The sequence below is a fragment of the uncultured Varibaculum sp. genome (assembly GCF_902489465.1).
Classification (GTDB): Bacteria; Actinomycetota; Actinomycetes; order Actinomycetales; family Actinomycetaceae; genus Varibaculum.
In genome coordinates this window covers 14,080-31,771 of record NZ_CABTZZ010000004.1, presented here as the reverse complement: position 1 = coordinate 31,771, position 17,692 = coordinate 14,080, and the positions used below count along the sequence as shown (strand labels likewise).

Annotated in this window: 16 protein-coding genes; 8 read left to right on the top strand and 8 right to left on the bottom strand. The window is 52.3% G+C overall.

Annotated features, from left to right (window positions below):
• Positions 1-7 precede the first annotated feature (7 nt).
• The 5 genes from RDM26_RS01345 to RDM26_RS01325 all read right to left on the bottom strand — a co-directional run bounded on the left by RDM26_RS01345 (position 8) and on the right by RDM26_RS01325 (position 4,683).
• Positions 8-703, bottom strand: a complete 696-nt coding sequence (locus RDM26_RS01345) for a TIGR00730 family Rossman fold protein (RefSeq protein WP_307737312.1) — start codon at positions 701-703, stop codon at positions 8-10.
• A gap of 198 nt (positions 704-901) precedes the next feature.
• Complete coding sequence (locus RDM26_RS01340) at positions 902-1,543, bottom strand: class I SAM-dependent methyltransferase (protein WP_307737271.1); 642 nt, start codon at positions 1,541-1,543, stop codon at positions 902-904.
• A gap of 60 nt (positions 1,544-1,603) precedes the next feature.
• The gene (locus tag RDM26_RS01335; protein ID WP_307737270.1) at positions 1,604-2,725 is read right to left on the bottom strand and encodes a P-loop NTPase; all 1,122 of its coding nucleotides are present in this window, start codon (positions 2,723-2,725) and stop codon (positions 1,604-1,606) included.
• Between the two features lie 151 nt (positions 2,726-2,876).
• Positions 2,877-3,386: a DUF1003 domain-containing protein gene (locus RDM26_RS01330; RefSeq protein WP_307737269.1), complete on the bottom strand. Its 510-nt coding sequence runs from the start codon at positions 3,384-3,386 to the stop codon at positions 2,877-2,879.
• Positions 3,370-4,683, bottom strand: coding sequence for a magnesium transporter MgtE N-terminal domain-containing protein (locus RDM26_RS01325; protein ID WP_307737268.1), 1,314 nt, complete (start codon positions 4,681-4,683; stop codon positions 3,370-3,372). Before RDM26_RS01325 ends, RDM26_RS01330 begins: the two co-directional genes overlap by 17 nt.
• A gap of 183 nt (positions 4,684-4,866) precedes the next feature.
• Between RDM26_RS01325 and RDM26_RS01320 the strand changes: the two genes are divergently transcribed.
• Together RDM26_RS01320 and typA are read left to right on the top strand one after the other, a co-directional pair.
• The gene (locus RDM26_RS01320; RefSeq protein WP_307737267.1) at positions 4,867-5,640 is read left to right on the top strand and encodes a general stress protein; all 774 of its coding nucleotides are present in this window, start codon (positions 4,867-4,869) and stop codon (positions 5,638-5,640) included.
• A gap of 111 nt (positions 5,641-5,751) precedes the next feature.
• Entirely contained in the window at positions 5,752-7,677 is a 1,926-nt protein-coding gene (gene typA / locus RDM26_RS01315) for a translational GTPase TypA (RefSeq protein WP_307737266.1), read from the top strand.
• A gap of 25 nt (positions 7,678-7,702) precedes the next feature.
• Here the strand turns inward: typA and RDM26_RS01310 are convergent, their stop codons facing one another.
• Positions 7,703-7,927, bottom strand: a complete 225-nt coding sequence (locus RDM26_RS01310) for a hypothetical protein (RefSeq protein ID WP_307737265.1) — start codon at positions 7,925-7,927, stop codon at positions 7,703-7,705.
• A gap of 47 nt (positions 7,928-7,974) precedes the next feature.
• Between RDM26_RS01310 and fdxA the strand changes: the two genes are divergently transcribed.
• From fdxA to RDM26_RS01285, 5 genes are all read left to right on the top strand, one after another.
• Positions 7,975-8,301 carry a ferredoxin gene (fdxA, locus tag RDM26_RS01305; protein WP_024058741.1) on the top strand — a complete coding sequence of 109 codons (327 nt, stop codon included), beginning with the start codon at positions 7,975-7,977 and terminating at the stop codon, positions 8,299-8,301.
• An 84-nt stretch (positions 8,302-8,385) separates the two neighbouring features.
• Entirely contained in the window at positions 8,386-9,552 is a 1,167-nt protein-coding gene (dapC, locus tag RDM26_RS01300) for a succinyldiaminopimelate transaminase (RefSeq protein WP_307737264.1), read from the top strand.
• Positions 9,553-9,655: 103 nt separating this feature from the next.
• Positions 9,656-10,996 carry a citrate synthase gene (locus RDM26_RS01295; RefSeq protein WP_307737263.1) on the top strand — a complete coding sequence of 447 codons (1,341 nt, stop codon included), beginning with the start codon at positions 9,656-9,658 and terminating at the stop codon, positions 10,994-10,996.
• Positions 10,997-11,103: 107 nt separating this feature from the next.
• On the top strand, positions 11,104-11,772 hold the full coding sequence (locus RDM26_RS01290) for a vitamin K epoxide reductase family protein (protein ID WP_307737262.1): 669 nt from the start codon (positions 11,104-11,106) through the stop codon (positions 11,770-11,772).
• A 16-nt stretch (positions 11,773-11,788) separates the two neighbouring features.
• Entirely contained in the window at positions 11,789-12,484 is a 696-nt protein-coding gene (locus RDM26_RS01285; protein WP_307737261.1) for an iron dependent repressor, metal binding and dimerization domain protein, read from the top strand.
• A gap of 34 nt (positions 12,485-12,518) precedes the next feature.
• Here RDM26_RS01285 and RDM26_RS01280 read toward each other — a convergent pair whose 3' ends face one another.
• Together RDM26_RS01280 and RDM26_RS01275 are read right to left on the bottom strand one after the other, a co-directional pair.
• The gene (locus tag RDM26_RS01280; protein WP_307737260.1) at positions 12,519-15,593 is read right to left on the bottom strand and encodes an AAA family ATPase; all 3,075 of its coding nucleotides are present in this window, start codon (positions 15,591-15,593) and stop codon (positions 12,519-12,521) included.
• Positions 15,594-16,844, bottom strand: coding sequence for an exonuclease SbcCD subunit D C-terminal domain-containing protein (locus tag RDM26_RS01275; RefSeq protein WP_307737259.1), 1,251 nt, complete (start codon positions 16,842-16,844; stop codon positions 15,594-15,596). It lies immediately after the preceding gene.
• 89 nt (positions 16,845-16,933) lie between these two features.
• Between RDM26_RS01275 and RDM26_RS01270 the strand changes: the two genes are divergently transcribed.
• Positions 16,934-17,692 carry a type I 3-dehydroquinate dehydratase gene (locus tag RDM26_RS01270; protein ID WP_307737258.1) on the top strand — a complete coding sequence of 253 codons (759 nt, stop codon included), beginning with the start codon at positions 16,934-16,936 and terminating at the stop codon, positions 17,690-17,692.

Sequence of the window (17,692 nt, the reverse complement as noted above, 5' to 3'; positions counted from 1 at the left end):
AGCAGAATTACAGGTCTTCGGGAGCTTTACCGATAATCTCTAGAGCTTCGGCGGGGGTATCTACCAGCTGTATGGACGCGAATTCCTCCTCCGTAATCATTCCCAACCCGATTGCCTGCTCTTTTATCCAAGCAAGTAGACCACTCCAATAGCTGCGTCCTACCAGCACGATGGGGAACGATTGGATTTTTCCAGTTTCCGCTAAGGTAACGGCTTCGAATAGCTCATCTAAAGTACCGAATCCCCCCGGTAAAACCATAAACCCTTGCGCGTATTTCACGAACATGGTTTTGCGAGCGAAAAAGTAGCGGAAATAAATCCCCAGTGAAACCCAATCGTTGAAAACTTGCTCGTGCGGTAGCTCGATTCCTAGTCCCACCGCAATGCCTCCGGCCTCGGTGCAGCCTTTGCAAGTGGCCTCCATTTGTCCCGGTCCGCCGCCGGTAATCACTGCCCAGCCCGACTGAGCTAGGAGTCGGCCAGTTTCTTCCCCCAAAGCATATTCTGGGGCGTCAGGCGACGTGCGGGCGGAACCGAAAACTGAAATAGCTGGCCCTAGTTCCGCCAAGGCTCCGAATCCCTCGATAAATTCGCTCTGAATTCTCAGTACTCGCCAAGTGTCATTGTGGAGCCAGTCAGTATCCTTTTGGGGACTAAGTAGCCGCTGCTCCGATGTCTCGGTAGGCATAAGGGCGTTACTCATTTGGATGGGACCGCGGCGGTACACGCCATCTTTTTTAAAACTTCTCACTCGCGAAGCATACCAGTAAGCAGTTGAACCCTTAGTTAACACCACCGAAACATTCGGTAGCCCGCCACTGCAATAAAAGAAAAAACTGCTAGTAGTGGCCGGGCAGCGCTTACCTAAAACGTTCCCTCAAAGGGGAGAAAGCCCGCCAGCCTACTCAGGTGGGCAATAAACCCCCACAGCTAGACCATCACCACAGGTGAGCACATTGGCAATGAAACGTTCATCGTTCAGTAACGCACTAACGGCTTGCCGCATTTGGGTAGTTTCCATTTCGCGGCGCGCCGGGTCTCCTACCTGATCCATCCAGAGGGCGTGCACGATTGCCACCATACCGCCGGGACGTAGAATCCGAGTTGCTTGTTCAACATAGCCAGAAATTTCCCGGACGTCTGCATCAATCACCACCAAGTCGTAGGCGGCTCCTGCCATGCGGGGTAATACTTCCAGGGCGTGACCATTGATGAGACGGGTACGATTTGATTTCTGGGTGGCGAGTCGGAAAGCGGTGCGGGCTGCTTGCTGGAACTCTGATTCGGAATCAATGGTGGTAAGTACTCCGTTCTCAGACATTCCAGCCAGCAGATATAAACCCGAGACTCCCGCCCCGGTACCAATTTCGAAAACAGCTTTTGCGCCACAGGCAGCCGATAGCATCCGCAAAGCAGCTCCGGTGGCAGGAGAAACCGGGGTAGCCCCCATTTCCACCGCGGCAGTTCGAGCCGCCGCGGTGATTTCGTCCTCAACCACCTGAGACTCAGTCCAGTCCCAACTTAAAGCTTTGTTGTTATTCATTACGACTTCCTCGCTAGCGGATTTACGCTTGCAACCAGTTTACGTAACCAGCTCCGTGACTTACAGGGGTTTAACACCCAGGTTTCGTCCGGCAAGTGAACGGGTACGCTTAGCCAGGGCCTTGGCGACCTGGTTAATAGCTTGGGAGGCCGGGGAATCAGGATGCATAGCTACTACCGGAGTTCCTTGGTCAGATCCTTCCCGCAAAGCGATATCTAGGGGGACGTTCGCCAAAACGGGCACTTCGTATCCCAGTTGAGCGCTGAGGCGTCCGGCCACCATGTCTCCGCCGCCGGTACCGAATAAATGCAGTTTGCTGCCATCTTCTTGCGGAAGATATGACATGTTTTCGATTACCCCGATGACTCGCTGTTCGGTTTGCGCTCCGATAACTCCGGCGCGCTCGGCAACTTCTGCCGCCGCCACCTGTGGGGTAGTTACCACCAGGATTTCTGAACCCGGCAGCAACTGGGAAATCGAAATAGCGACATCGCCGGTTCCCGGCGGCAGATCCAGTAGTAGTACATCCAGGTCGCCCCAGTAAACATCCGCTAAAAACTGTTGGAGGGCGCGGTGCAGCATCGGGCCGCGCCAAACTACCGGCTGACCGTCCGGAACGAACATTCCGATAGAAATCACTTTTACTCCGCCGGCAACCGGGGGAACAATCATGCCGTCAATCACCGTAGGTTCTTCCGCGACCCCTAGCATTCTAGGAATTGAAAAACCATAAATATCAGCATCTAGCACCCCAACTTTGAGGCCTTGGGTGGCCAGAGCTAAAGCCAAGTTGGCAGTCATCGAAGATTTACCGACTCCGCCTTTACCAGAAGTAATCGCGTAGACTCGGGTCAGATTATCGGGTTGGGTAAAGGGAATCACATTTTGTGGCCCCGAAAGCTTTTCTTTCAGCGCGGCTCGCTGTCCCTCATCCATGACCCCCATTTCTACTGTCACCGCACTTACGCCGGGAACTTTAGAAACTTCCTCTTGGACATCTTTTTCAATTACCGACTGCAGGGGACAACCTGCGATAGTCAAGTCAACACTGACTTTGACCGCGCCGTCCTCGCCAATCGAAATTTCGCGCACCATATCTAGGTCGGTAATTGACCGTCCTAGTTCGGGATCGATTACCCGACTGAGTGCCTGCCTAATCGCGTCTTCGTTTAACTGACTCATGCCCTCCATCCTATATGGCGCAAGCCAATACCTCACTTTTAGCTAAGCTAATGGCGATACCGCTGCAGGCTCGCCTCAAAGGACTCTTTGGGTATGTCTGAACGGCTCAGGAGAGGTTCTTGGTGTTCGGCTTTACCGGTTAAAAAAGTGATTATTCCTGGGTTTCGCGCCGTTGCCTCTGGGATTCCTCTTCTTTGAGCTCATCTAAAAGGTCGCGAAGTTCGCCGCGCACAAAATCTCGGGTTGCCACTTCCGACATTGATAGGCGTAGAGAAGCGATCTCCCGGGTGAGGTATTCGATTTCGGCATGATTCTTTTCCGCGCGGCGGCGGTCTTGTTCCGCAGAGACTCGATCGCGGTCATCTTGCCGGTTTTGAGCCAACAAGATCAGGGGAGAAGCATAAGAAGCCTGCAGGGAAAGCATGAGAGTCAGGGCAGTAAATCCCAGGGATGCACTGTCAAAACGCCAGGCCTCTGGAGCCCAGGAGTTCCAAGCTAGCCACAAAACTACGAAAACCGTCAGGTAGACCAGGAACTGCGGGGTTCCTTGGAAGCGAGCGAAAGACTCGGAAACTTGTCCGACGCCCTCGGACTGTAAATTGATACGCGGGATCCGAAAACGACGTTTCCTTTCGCGGGGAGTGTCAAGCCTGTCCGCCATCTTCGATCCTTTCTCTTTCCATAGCTAAATCGGTTTCGTCTTCGTCCGCATCGCGCCAATCTTCAGGTAGGAGGTGATCGAGGACGTCATCGACACTGACTGCCCCTAAAAGATGGCGATTCTTATCAACTACTGGAACCGCGGTTAGGTTATAGGTAGCAAGCAGCCTGGTCACGGTGCCGATACCGGCAGATGGATCCACTCCCTTAAGATCGTCATCTAGGATCTGGCCCACCAAGGTTTGTGGTGGCTCGCGTAGGGCTTTTTGGATATGGACTGCCCCCAAGAAACGGCCGGTCGGAGTCTCGGTGGGGGGACGGCACACGCATACTATTGCGGCCAGCGCCGGGGGAATATCTTTGCGCCGCACGTGGGCTAATAATGTGGCTACATCCGCATCAGGGGGCAAAATCACGGGAGTGGTGGTCATCAAGCCCCCGGCGGTACGTTCCCCATAAGCCATTAGGCGCCGCACATCCGCCGCCTCTTCGGGTTCCATTTCTGCCAATAAAATCTGCGCCTGTTTTTCGGGCAGTTCATTGACCAAGTCGGTGGCATCGTCAGGTTGCATCACATCCAAAATATCGGCGGCTCGCGCCACATCTAGAGAGGTGAGGATAGAGACTCGATCTTCTTGACCTAGCTCTTCTAGCACGTCAGCTAATCGGTCATCTCCCAACTGTGCGGCCACCTCTAAGCGTCGCTCTTCAGGGAGATCAGCCAGGACATCTGCCACATCGGCGGCTTTGGCGTCCTCCAACTGAGCTAATAGGGTGGTTGCCTCCTGGGGGAGTACTGATTTACGCAGGTGAGATACTTCTGAGGGGTCAATTAGCATGGTTTCTCCGCGACTAAGAGCCAGTGCAGAAGTTACTCGTTGCACATAGAGTTTGGTGATATACCAGTCACGGCGATCGTCCTGTTCCATACACATGTCCTGGATTTTCACGTCTCCAGAACCATCTCGCATAGCCAAGACCCGATCCATTAGTTCACCCATTACCATGGTCTCTGCTACCCGCTGTTGGAACTGACGAATATTAACCAATCCCGTGGTGATAACTTGCCCAGGTTGGATCGCCACTATCCGGGTTACCGGAACGAACACCCTCCGGTGCCCGGCCACTTCGACCACCAAACCCACCACCGTGGGTAGGCCGGTAAAACGCAAAACAATAATTACATCGGTTACCCTACCGATTTCATCTCCTACCGGGTCAAATACGCGAGTTCCTGCCAGTTTGCCAATGAAAACGCGGGAACCGATGGGTTTGATTGAATGCTTGGCGTGCTCCATATCTCTAACTCTACTTGAAGATTCCAGCGGGCAAGACTTTAGCCAAATTGAGTAATCTCTTTAGCGGAAACTACTCGTTTGTTAGCAGGTCAAGCGGGGTAGCTAGATTCGCCGGCGGCAAAATTTACGGGCATTACGGGCATTAGTTTTGCATTGTGTCGATCCTCAATAGACACTTAGGCTATGGCTTTTCCTCTAAATCGTACGGTAACCGCAGCTTCCCAGGGGCAGGATTTAGCGATCTTTTCGTCGAAAGAAGACGTAGAAGAAGCCATTAATTACTTAAAAACCAAAGATTTCCCAGTGCAGCAACTTCTGGTACAAGAACGCGGGCTAACTCGTTCCAATCAAGTAGTTGGGATTGTTACCTGGCCGAAGGCGCTCCTCGCTGGGTTTTCTCGCGGCCTGATGATGGGAATTTTCTTTGCACTATTATTTGTGCTTTGGAAACCTTCCTGGGCGATTTTTGCGCCCCTAGTGATTGCAGCTTTCGCGCTTCTGACCGCAATTGAGCGTCTAGTTGCCTGGGCGTTTCGCTCTTCAGATGCCGGGTATCCGATCGCCTATGCCTCCTCTCTTATCGGACAAGAGCACGTACTAATGACCGCTGCCGATTACTATATTGCCCGGCGTCACCTCCTGGATGATTCCCGCTTCCAAGCGGCAGTAGTGGAACCAGATGCCCCTAGCCACGTCGATGATGGCCCTACCCAGTTCGGATCTCGCCTTGATGAGCGTCCGCGTTTCGGGGTGCGCCTGAGTCCCCAGGCTCGCAAGCAACTACGGGCTCAGCAGACACAGGTAAACGAACAGGATCCCGCCACTGGCTCAAGCAGGCCGAAGGTAGCTGCTGCGCAAACTCCTAAAACGGATGCGAAGGATCTAGTCGGGAAGCCCATAGAGGGGCAAACCGGGCAGGCGGATCCCGAAAACAGTGAGCTAAACGACGCTCATTAGTACTGGTAGCGGCCTCAGGGGTATATTTAAAGAAGTTCCGGCGTTGCGACCCTAATCCCGCCGGTTTTTTCATGCCCGAGTTAGCGTTCGGAAACGAATAAGGAGGCGCGGATGAAGGTTCGCCAGAATTTACGAAATGTGGCAATCGTTGCCCACGTAGACCACGGAAAAACTACCTTAGTAGACAAAATGCTCTGGGAATCGGGCGCCTTCGGTGACCATGCGAGCGTAGAAAAAACTGGCGAACGGGTGATGGATTCTGGCGATTTGGAACGGGAAAAAGGGATCACTATCCTGGCGAAAAACACCGCCGTCCATTATGCGGGTAAAGCTGCGCAAAATGTGGGAGTCAGTGAAGGGATCACCATTAACGTGATCGACACCCCTGGGCACGCTGATTTCGGGGGAGAAGTAGAGCGCGCCCTCTCGATGGTTGATGGGGTAGTGCTGCTGGTAGATGCGGCCGAAGGGCCCCTGCCGCAAACCCGATTTGTACTGCGCAAAGCGTTGGCTGCTCGCCTACCGGTGATCGTGGTAATTAATAAGGTTGACCGCCCAGATTCTCGGATACAAGAAGTTGAAACTGAGACCGTTGACCTGCTATTGGCCTTAGCACAAGACCTGGTTGACGAGGGCGAAGAAGTAGATTTGGATTCCTTGCTGGATGTTCCGGTGCTTTATTGTTCAGCAAAAGCAGGATGTTGCTCCTGGGAAAAACCGGCTCGCGGGGAACTGCCAGGAAGCGACCTTCACGATCTGTTCGACGCCATTATTAACCGGATTCCTGGACCGGAATACGACCCTGATGCTCCCTTGGCTGCGCATGTGACTAACTTGGATTCTTCGCCCTTCCTAGGACGCCTAGCTTTGCTGCGGATTCACAACGGTACTTTGCGGCAAGGAGAACACGTAGGTTGGGCACGCCATGACGGCTCAATAACCGATGTGAAGCTAACTGAGCTGCTAGCCACTTTTGGTTTGGAACGTAAAAGTGTTGAGGAAGCCCATGCCGGAGACATTGTGGCGGTCGCGGGCATTCCAGAAATCACCATTGGGGAATCCTTGGTGGATCTAGATAATCCTCAGCCTCTACCGCTGATAAAAGTAGATGACCCGGCTATCTCGATGACTATCGGTACCAACACTTCTCCGCTGGCAGGCCGGGTTAAAGGGCACAAACTCACGGCGCGGCAAGTTAAAGATCGCCTAGATCGCGAACTCATCGGGAACGTGTCCTTGAAAGTACTGCCCACCGAACGCCCGGACGCCTGGGAAGTACAAGGGCGGGGAGAACTGGCGTTAGCAATTTTGATTGAGCAGATGCGCCGGGAAGGATTCGAGCTAACTGCCGGTAAACCTCAGGTGGTAACCAAAGAGATTGACGGGAAAACCTATGAGCCGATGGAGCAAATGACTATCGATGTTCCCGAAGATTACCTAGGTAAAGTCACCGAACTAATGGCGGCGCGTAAAGGAAAACTGCAGACCATGTCGAATCATGGTACCGGTTGGGTGCGCCTGATTTTCCGGGTACCGGCTCGCGGTCTTATTTCTTTCCGTTCTAAGTTCCTAACCGAGACTCGCGGCTCGGGGATTGCTTCTTCTATTGCTGACGGTTATGCCCCTTGGCAAGGCACAATTACCCGTCGCCAAAGCGGTTCTTTGGTGTCAGATCGTGCCGGAAAATCCACCCCCTATGCCCTGATTCAGCTGCAAGAACGAGGAAGCTTTATTATTCAACCTGGCAGCGAAGTCTATGAGGGACAAGTAGTGGCAGAAAACCCGCGCGGGGAGGATATGGATGTCAATATCACTCGCGAAAAGAAGCAAACCAATATGCGTTCTTCTACTGCCGATGCTTTCGAAGGATTGGTACCTCCGCGGGTACTTACCTTGGAGGAATCTTTGGAATTTGCGGCCGAGGACGAATGCGTGGAAGTTACCCCCGAAGAGATCCGGATTCGCAAAGTGGTATTAAGTGCGCAGGATCGTTTCAAAATTGCCTCCCGCAGACGCCGTCAAGAACGCGGTGAATAGGTGATTTTTAAGTCATTCGGGGCGGCTAGATTTTTGGTGGGGGAGGAACCCTTTTCCCGGTAACCATTTTTTCTGCCGGCACTGTCACCGGCCCTTTTCGGGTTAGAATAGTGACGCTATCAGGGCTTACGTTCAAAACTTCCCCGAGGGCATCATAGAGTCCGTCTGCTTCTCTCCGGCGCAAAACTACCCGTTCGCCTACTTTCCAAGATAGCCAAGGTAGGCGCGGTGGCGGTTTCTGATTGCCCACAAACTTCATAGTGAGATACTAGCAATATCGGAACCTAAGGAGAATATATGACTTACGTAATCGCTGAACCCTGCGTAGATGTTAAGGATAAAGCCTGCGTCGATGAGTGTCCCGTAGATTGTATTTACGAGGGTAAACGCTCGCTTTATATTCACCCTGAAGAATGTGTAGACTGTGGTGCTTGCGAACCGGTATGTCCGGTTGAAGCCATTTTCTACGAAGATGACTTGCCGGAAGAATGGGCAGATTACTATCGCGCTAACGTAGACTTTTTCGAACTTAAGGGCTTGGGGTCTCCGGGAGGAGCCTCCAGTGTGGGTGCCACTGGCTATGACGATCCTATGATCGAGAAGCTACCTGCCCGCGAGGAATAATAGTTTCCTGCGCCACCTTGCGGTTTTTGTTTTTACCTGTGGACATGGCGGGTGGAGCCCAGGCAGCTGTCATAGGGTGAATGCATGAAGAACAGTGATTTGCCGCGTTCGCTAAACCTGCCAGTTTTTCCCTGGGATTTATTAACCCCCTACCGGGGAACTGCCGCCGCTTTCCCGGGGGGAGCCATAGATTTATCTATCGGAACCCCGATTGATGATTGTCCAGCTAGCGCGAAAGCAGCGCTGCAGGCCGGTGCGGATAGTCCGGGTTATCCTGCAGTTGCCGGCAGTATCCAGCTGCGGCGTGCCATTGTTGGCTGGGCGCGCGGGCGGGGAATCAATTGCATAAATGAGGACTCATGTCTGCCGACGGTCGGGTCTAAAGAACTTATTGCTTCTCTTGGCTGGCAATTGGGAATAGGTCGGGGAGACAAGGTCTTATTCCCCGAAATTGCTTACCCTACTTACGATATTTGTGCCCGACTTGCCGGTGCCCAAGGGATCGCGGTTTCCCGTGATATTTCCACTTGGCCACGCGACGCCTCGTTAGTGTGGATAAATACTCCCGCGAATCCTACCGGTTGGGTGGCGAAAAAGAACTGGCTGCGGGAAGTTGTTTCTTGGGCACGCGAAGTAGGCGCCGTGGTAGCTAGCGATGAGTGCTATAGCGAATTGACCTACCGGGGAGAAGGGCCGGCGCCCTCGCTGCTGCAAGAAGACATCTGTGGAGCCAGCAGCGAGAATCTGCTATTGGTTTATTCGGTGTCAAAGGAATCAAATCTGGCCGGTTACCGGGCGGCTTTTGTGGCGGGGGATCGGGCTTTGATTTCAGCGCTGCTAGCGGTGCGAAAACACTGCGGACAGATAATGCCCTCTCCGGTACAGACCGCATTAACGCAGGTATTATCGGAACGCTCACAGGTTAAGGAACAAGTGGAACGCTACGGGCGCCGGCGCAAAGTGTTGGCGGCGGCGCTCGAACAAGCGGGTCTTAAAGTTGCTGAGGAGTGCGAGGCCGGGCTTTACCTGTGGGTTTTTGATCCCGCGGACAAGGCCGATGAAAATGCTGAGTTGCGGGCTCCCGGTAGCGGGGCAGATTGGCGTTTGCTAGATCGTATGGCGCATCTGGGGCTGATAGTAGCCCCGGAGAGTTTTTACAACGCGCGGCCAGGATCTCATGTGCGAGTGGCGCTTTGCGTTAGCGATAACGACATTCAGGAGACTGCCAAACGTTTAGTGAAATTTGCCTAAAAATGGTAAAGTCTTTAAAAAAGGTTGTATTCTTAAGGGTATTAAGTCCTATAGAATGATAGTGGGAAGGCGATAAGTCTCCCTTTTAGGGAAGGTTATTAAAATGGCAGGAAATCAAAATAACACCCCAGAATCCAATGACTCCGGTCGGCTACCGGGAGTGTTGGAGGTGGGAGGTAAAACCATCGAGTTCCCACCCGTACAAGCAACCTGTGGTGATCAAGGCATCGATGTTTCCAAGCTGCGTAATCAAACCGGGCTAGTGGCGCTTGACCCGGGCTTTTCCACTACTGCTTCCTGTACCTCGAAAGTTACTTTCATTGACGGTGGTAAAGGAGTTTTACGTTACCGGGGCTACCCGATTGACCAGCTGGCACATCACTCCAGTTTCCTGGAAGTTGCCTATTTGCTGATCAGGGGGGAACTACCCACGCCTTCGCAACTAGACGAGTTCGTACGTCGAGTAAAACGTCAACGCTTGCTGCATGAAGATTTTCGGGCATTCTTTACTGCCTTCCCCTCTGATGGGCACCCGATGGCGATTTTGCAAGGTGGCATTGCCGGGATGGCTACCTATTACGAAGAAACCTTCGCGGATGTACATGATCCGGAGCTGCAGGATATTCAAGCCGTGCAGTTGCTGGCAAAAGTGCCGACTATGATCTCGTATATCGCTAAGCGGGCGGCGGGTCTGCCATTACTGTATCCCGATAATGAGCGTTCCTATGTAGAGGACTTCATTCGCTTGACCTTTGGTTTACCGTATCAGTCCTACGATATTGATCCGGCGATTATCAGAGCGCTAGAAGTACTCTTTATTTTGCATGCCGATCACGAACAGAACTGTTCCACTTCCACCGTGCGGTTGGTCGGTTCTTCTAATGCCAATATGTATGCCTCGGTTGCTGCCGGAGTGGGGGCTCTTTCTGGACCGCTCCATGGTGGTGCGAACGAGGCCGTGTTGCGGATGTTAATCAATATTCGCGACAACCATCTTTCTATTCCCGAATTCGTGGAGAAAGTAAAGAACAAAGAAAAGGGCGTAAAGCTGATGGGCTTTGGCCACCGTGTCTATAAAAATTATGATCCCCGGGCAGCAATCGTGCGGGAACAGGCACATAACGTTCTGGATCGGATGGGTAAAAACAATGATCTGTTTGATTTAGCGATGGAACTGGAAGAAGTTGCCCTCTCAGATGATTACTTCATTGAACGTAAACTCTATCCGAACGTTGACTTTTATACTGGTCTAATTTATTCCGCTATGGGCTTCCCCACCAAGATGTTTACCCCGCTATTTGCGCTTGGGCGTCTGCCGGGTTGGATTTCCCAATATATAGAAATGCTGCATGATCCTATGACCCGTATCGGGCGTCCGCGCCAGGTATACCAAGGCGAGCCACAGCGGGACTATGTGCCACTGCGGATGCGGGAAGCAAAATAGTAACCCCTATTTAGTCAGGATGCGGGTGAGGTCGCGCGAGCGGCCTCACCCGTTTTACAGTTCATCGATATGCTAGATTATTGACCAGATTTAGCGTAGGAGGATTAATGGCCGAGCACACTGCATCGCTATCTGCAAATGAACTGGCATTTAACTCCGATCCTCTTTCTCCGTCCCCGGCTATGCGCGCCGGGCGAATTCCTCGCCTGTCCAGCCTGGAAGTTCTGGTATTTTCACTGTTAGGACTGGTAGCTTCTTGGCAATTATGGCGAACCGAAATAATTCACCGCTCCCAGCCAGAACGAGGACTAGGTTGTTCGATAAATAATGTGCTGGATTGTCGGGGAGCCATGGATTCTGCGGCCGGGCATCTTCTCTTCGGGATCCCCAATTCCATTTTCGGGATGGTACTGTTTGCAGTGCTCACCGTAGCGGGAATCTACCTGCTGTGTGGAGGACGATTGCCTAAATGGGGACTGATGATTTTGGTTTTAGGAACCAGTGCCGGCTTGGGAGCGGTGCTGTTCTTCCTGGCGACCTCGATATTTCAGCTGCGTTCCCTGTGTCCCTACTGCTTCTTAACCTGGATGGCAACTATTTTTCTCGCCTGGCTGTCCTTCGCGCTCTGGGTGAGAACAGTGGCTAGTCCTACTCGCCCGCTAAAGGGTGCGCGCCGCATATTAGTAGGGTATTGGTGGTTAGGTGCTCTGCTTTGCATAGTGGTAATTGTTGCGGTGTTATTCGCGGTATTTGGTCTGCAGATTTTCCGTCTGTAACCTAAGGTTTAAAACGATGGACAGGAAATCAAATTCCGAGCAGACCGGGGACGAGGCAGTAACCTCGCGGGTAGTGCAGGACTATTTAAAGCGTCTTTTAGGAGCTACCGAATGGGGAGGAAGCGCCCTGTCAGTATCAGGGCTGGCTCAAAAAATGGGGGTAGCCCCCTCTACTGCCTCTGAAAATGTGCGCCGTTTAGACAAGTTGGGGCTGATCACTCACGTTCCCTACCGGGGGATTACCCTTACAGAAAAGGGGGAAAAATTAGCTTTAAAGATGGTGCGAAAACATCGTATCCTCGAAACTTATCTGCACCAGAAACTGGGGTATCCCTGGGATCAAGTCCACGCGGAAGCAGAAGAACTAGAACACGTCGCCTCCGATAAATTAATCGCGGCCATGGAGCGGGCGCTGGGCAGTCCTCAGGTGGATCCCCATGGAGATCCCATTCCCTCCAGTGATGGGCTCTTACCTAAAGTTTCGATGGTGCCGCTAGGGCAAGCTCCCTTAAATAACCCGGTAACAGTTGCCCGCATTAAAGATAGCCAGGCCGAATTGTTGCGCTTCTTAGAATCGGTAGGGGTAGTTCCCGGTTGCCAGCTGCTACCTTTAGAGAATATTCCGGAAGCTGGAATAATGCGCCTAAAGGTAGCAGGAAAAGAGATTACCTTGGGTAAACCGGCAGTAGCAGCAATTTGGGTTACTTCCTAATCTTCCGGCGCTATCGCAGTTCTTCCCGCGCCGGCTAGTTGCCGATAATTTTTAAGGTAGATCCTTTTTCTTTTGCGGAGATAACCTGAATCTGATCCGCGATTTCACCGCGTAACGTGTCCACGTGACTAATTAACCCCACGGTTCGCCCAGAAGCGGAAGTATTTCTTAGCGCCTCCATTACTAATTCGCGTTTACTGGTATCCAAAGTACCAAAACCCTCGTCAATAAACATTGACGAGATCTCTATTCCTCCAGCTTCCGCAGTTACCACTTCGGCAAGTCCCAGCGCTAACGAGAGGGAACAATAAAACAGCTCTCCGCCCGAGAGCGCCGATATTTCACGGACTTTATCGGAAGAGTTATCGGTGACAGCGAGGGATAATGCCTGGTTACGACGCCGGGAAGATTCAGAGTCGCTACGGGAAAGCTGGTAGCGTCCTCCAGAAATTTTTCCTAAATGCGGATTAGCGGCACTTAAAACTTCTTCAAAACGATCTAGGAGTACCCAGGTAGCTAGGGGGGCGCGCAGCGCGGAACCTTCTTCACCTCTGGCTAGATTTGCGAAGGCGATTAGGGTGGCAGAATCCTGGATCGATTCCAAATAATGGGCAGCATCGGTTTGCAAGTCACTTACCGCGGCCTCTACCGCATGCAATTGCTCTTGAACTTTCGCTAATTCTGTCTGCTTCTGTTGGAAAATTTCTGCCTGGGCAGTGGCTTTTTCCGTTAGGGCTCCTAAATCTGGCAGCACAAAGTCTGGGGCTCTCAGTTTTTGCATCCGGTCAGCCTTCAGCTTTACCTGGTTGGTCTGAAATTCCTGATCCCAGGTCTGTACGACAGTTTTTATTTCTTGGTATTTCTCTGCTTCCAATAGGGCAGCTTGCGCCGCCTGAACATCTGGGAAGCGCGCCCCAAGTAAAGCTTTCTCTAAATGTTGGCGCGCTTGCGACAGGTTGCCTAGGGCTTCTTTGGTGCTGGTCAGGTTCTTTACCAGTAACGCCAGTTTATTTTGGTCTTCACTTAGGGTGCGTTGTCGAGCCAAAAGGTTGCTTGATTGCCCGGAAGCAGTAACTTCGGCGGTTATTTCATGAATCTGGTTCAGCGCGTTAACGTACTTATTTTTTTCTAGGTTCGCACCGTTAACCGAGGCTCGTACCAAATCCCGATACTGCTGAGCCTGTTTTTCCATCTCTGCTAACTGCCGGTGCACAGCTTTTAGCTCTTTTGCTTGCGCCTGCAGGTAGGCGACTTGGGAGTCAATTGTTTGTGCGTTTCCGGGCCAGCTTTGCCGGAGCCGCTGGATTTCATCCCGCAAACGGTCACGTTCCTTTCTTAGCTGGTCTTTTTTTTCTTGTAAAGTAGCCTCTGCCCCGGTGAGCTGGTCTTTTAGAGTGGTTAACCCGCTGAGGGACCGCTCCTTATTCGCGTCCCCCAGGGCAGGATCAGGATGTGAGGAAGAACCACAAACCGGGCAGGGAGTGTCCGCTTCCAGGCGAGAAGCCAAAAGAATCGCCGAATCCACGAAAAAATCGCGCTCATATTCGACAGCGGCCGCCCGCCTGGTCGCCACCTCTTGATCTAATGCCGGAAGTTTATTGACCTCGCTTTGAAAGCGTTTATAATCTTGCAAGAAATGCTGGCGTTCCCCCTCGTACTGACGTAACTGGAGCTGTTTTTGCCGGGCGTCCTCGAAACCTAGTTGTTCTTTTTCTAGGCGCAGCTGCCGAATCCGTAGCGTCTGCAACTGCGGTGCTAACAGCGTGAACTCTTTAGCAGCTTGGGCGGCAGCTCGGGAATGATCTACATAGCCTTTGCGAGCATTGGTGGCGGCATCTTCTAGGGTCTGGAGTTTTTTCTGCCGTTCAATCAGGGGCGCCAGTAACCCCAGCTCTTTAGAATTGTCTTCCTGTTGCTTGGCTACCTTTACCCTTAGGTTGTCTAGGGAAGTTTCTGAGGTCGGTATCGGGCAAGTATTAAAAGGCGCGGGAGAAGTCTGTAGAGCTGTTACCAGTCGTGCCTTTGCGGTGGCTAAGTGTTCTTGATAGCGGAGTTGTTCCTTGATTTCGGCATCCACTAGTTTTGCGCGCTCGTGAAGTGCGATTTGTTTTCGATTAGTTTCTACGCCTTGCTGGCGTTCCTGAAGCTCTTTTTCTTCCGCTAATAGGCGAGTAAGTTCTTGGAAGTCCTCCCTGAGGATTTTTGCTGCTTCCTTTTTTTCTAAAGCTGCTCGGTACCGGTCTCCTGCGGTTTTTACCTGTTGGCTCTGGGTGCTTAGCCATTGGTAAGAGTGCTCGGCTGGCAACGGGTAGTAAGGTTCCCAAGATTTGATTAAATCTTCGTCTAAAACTTGCGGCAAAGCCGAAAGGGTATCGACTAAGGTATCTAATTCGCTGCGGGAACTGCCCACTGATTGCGCCAATTTATTCCAGTTATCAGCGAAAATCTCTAGCTTGCTGACAATAGTTGTCGAGCCTACTTGAGCACTAGTTTCCGCCTGCCGGGCGCGCTCGATGAATTCTTTTTGCATCCGCTCAAAGATTTGGGTGCCAAAAATTTGTTGCAAAATTTCTTGGCGCTCATCTGAGGACGCTCGTAAGAAACGAGAAAAAGCCCCCTGTGGCAAAATCACGGTCTGCAAAAACTGGGATTTAGTTAGCGGCAGGATTCGGGTAGCTAACTCCTCATTTACGGTTCGCGGTTGTGAAGCGATCGCATCGCCCGGATCGGCATCCTCACTGCTCAGGCGCCACAGGCTTGCCTGTGCTGGTTGCGAGGTTGTCCCTGATCCGCGTTGTTTAGGTCGCTCATATTTGGGGGTGCGCCAAATCCGGTAAAGCTGTCCGCGAGCCTCAAAATCTAGCTGTACCCAACTGATTTGGTCATCACCCGCATAATCGGAGCGTAGACGGCTTTTTGAGGAGTTAGATTCCAAAGCCACATCGTTATAGAGGGCGAAAACAATCGCATCCAGAATCGTAGATTTTCCAGAACCAGTGGGGCCGTGAATCAAAAACAGACCTGAGCCGGTACCCAGTTTGGTGAAATCAATCGTTTCTTTACCGCCAAAAGAGCCTACGGCCTCGAAGCTGAGTTTTAAAATCCGCATTTAACTCTCCTCTCGCACCTGCTCATAAATCTCTTCTACCAGTTGGCTTTCGCTTTCGGTAAGCTCTTTTCCGGCTCGTGCTTGCGTAAAGAAATCTTTAGCCAGCGCGGCGGGACGGTAGCGATTAACTCTGAGGGAGCGGTGTTGTTCCTCCAAATTCGCCCGGGAAGTTTCATGTAAGATAGCTAGGGCTTTGGGAAAACGCCGCTTTAATTTGGTGACCAGATGGGCTGGCCGCTCCGGGTCAGTAACCGTAATTTCCAACCAATAGCGAGTGAAGTCTTCATAGCGGGGGTTGGTCAACAGGTTTTCAAAAGAATCTTTGATGCGGCCTACCGGTCGAAATACCGGGGTGGATACTAGCTGGGGATTCAGATCCGGGGCAGCAGTATCTAACAGCACCACCGATTTTGGGGTGTGGCATTCCGAAAAAGAAAAAGTAATCGGGGACCCGCTATAGCGTCCCGCAGATCGGTCGGTATGCAGTTTTTGTGGCACATGTAAATGTCCCAACGCGAGATAATCGGGTGCCGCTAAATCGGAAGCTGATTCGGGATCGGTTTGCCCGTAGCGTTCAAATACTTGCAGGGGAACCGATTGCACAGTCCCGACGGTGATGTCCCGTTCACTATCACTGGCCGCGCCGCCGACTGCGAAAGCGTGTGCCATAACCATAGTGCGGTCAACGCGAGGAAGACGGCGTTGTGCTTTCCCCACCCGGCGCATGGCGGCCGCCACTACCGCCTCGTGCGAACGTGGCAGGCGCGGAAGGGAATCTTCATCCGGATTATCTACTGTTGATTCGGGATCTTCCGCAGGTGGCGCTCCGTCATAAAGACTGGTACGCACCATATCTGGGTTAAGATAGGGCAGTCCCCAAACCCGCAGGGTTTCACCGGAGTCCGCGATTTCCACTGGGCGGGTAATATCTGCTAAAGCGGTGCGCAAATATAGGTTCCCGTGTACGTACGGAGCTAAAAATCCCAGTCTTTCCGCAGAATCATGGTTGCCGGGAGTCAAAATCACTGCGGTTAGCCTAGTTAGTTCCGCTAACGCCTGGGAAACAATCTCTAAAGATTCCAGCGAGGGAATAGCGCGATCAAAAACATCTCCGGCTACCATTACTGCCTGGACGTTCTCCTCACGTACCAGTTGAGTGAGGAAAGAAAAAAACTGGCGATGAGCCGCAGATAAATCTTCCCCATAGAGCGTGCGTCCCACGTGCCAGTCAGAGGTGTGGATTAGCTTCATACCATCGATATTACTTATTTACTGGCTAGGCACCGGGGCTTTCAGGTGCGATATGTTTATAGATAGTAAGACTTCCAGGAGGCAAACCGATGGAATCAGACTCGCTGTTTTCTCCGGGTCGACCGGCACTAATTGTCCCGCTGACCGGTACAAATCAACCCGAACTGCGGGGGCAGATTTCTCGAATTCCCCAGGCAGCCGATCTGGTCGAGTGGCGATTGGATCTGCTCCGGGACTACCGCAATCCTGGCTACTTGCGGGAAATTGTGGAGGCCGTGGCTCCGATTATCAAACTCCCGTGGCTAGCGACTTGCCGTAGCGTGGCACAGGGGGGAGGCGCACGAATGGTACCCACCCACCAGTTTGAAACTATGAAAATGCTGGTGAAAGCGGGAGCTAACGCCCTCGATATCGAGGACGATTTTCCTTTGGCAAGAGAGGCTTTAAGCTATACCCATGACCGGGGGGTAGTGAGCGTGCTTTCTCGGCATTATTTTGCGGTGGCGGAAGCCGAAAAAATGGATAACGAAAGGATCTATAACTGGTTAGCTACCGCCCACGAACGCGGGGCTCAGGTAGCAAAACTGGCGCTCACGATCACCAGCGCCCGGCATCTGTTAGAGGTTTTTACCGCCATGGAAAACTATTATCGGGACACTGCTGGCCAGCGGCTATTTCTAGTCGCGGGTATGGGGGAGATCGGTACCACTAGCCGCCTAGTTGGTGGAGTGTTTGGCAACTGTGCCACTTTCGCGGCGCTTCCGGGCGCAAATCCCAGCGCCCCGGGACAAGTAAGTGCCGCCTTACAAGCAGAAGTACTATCCGCACTCGGAAAGAAAGAATCATAA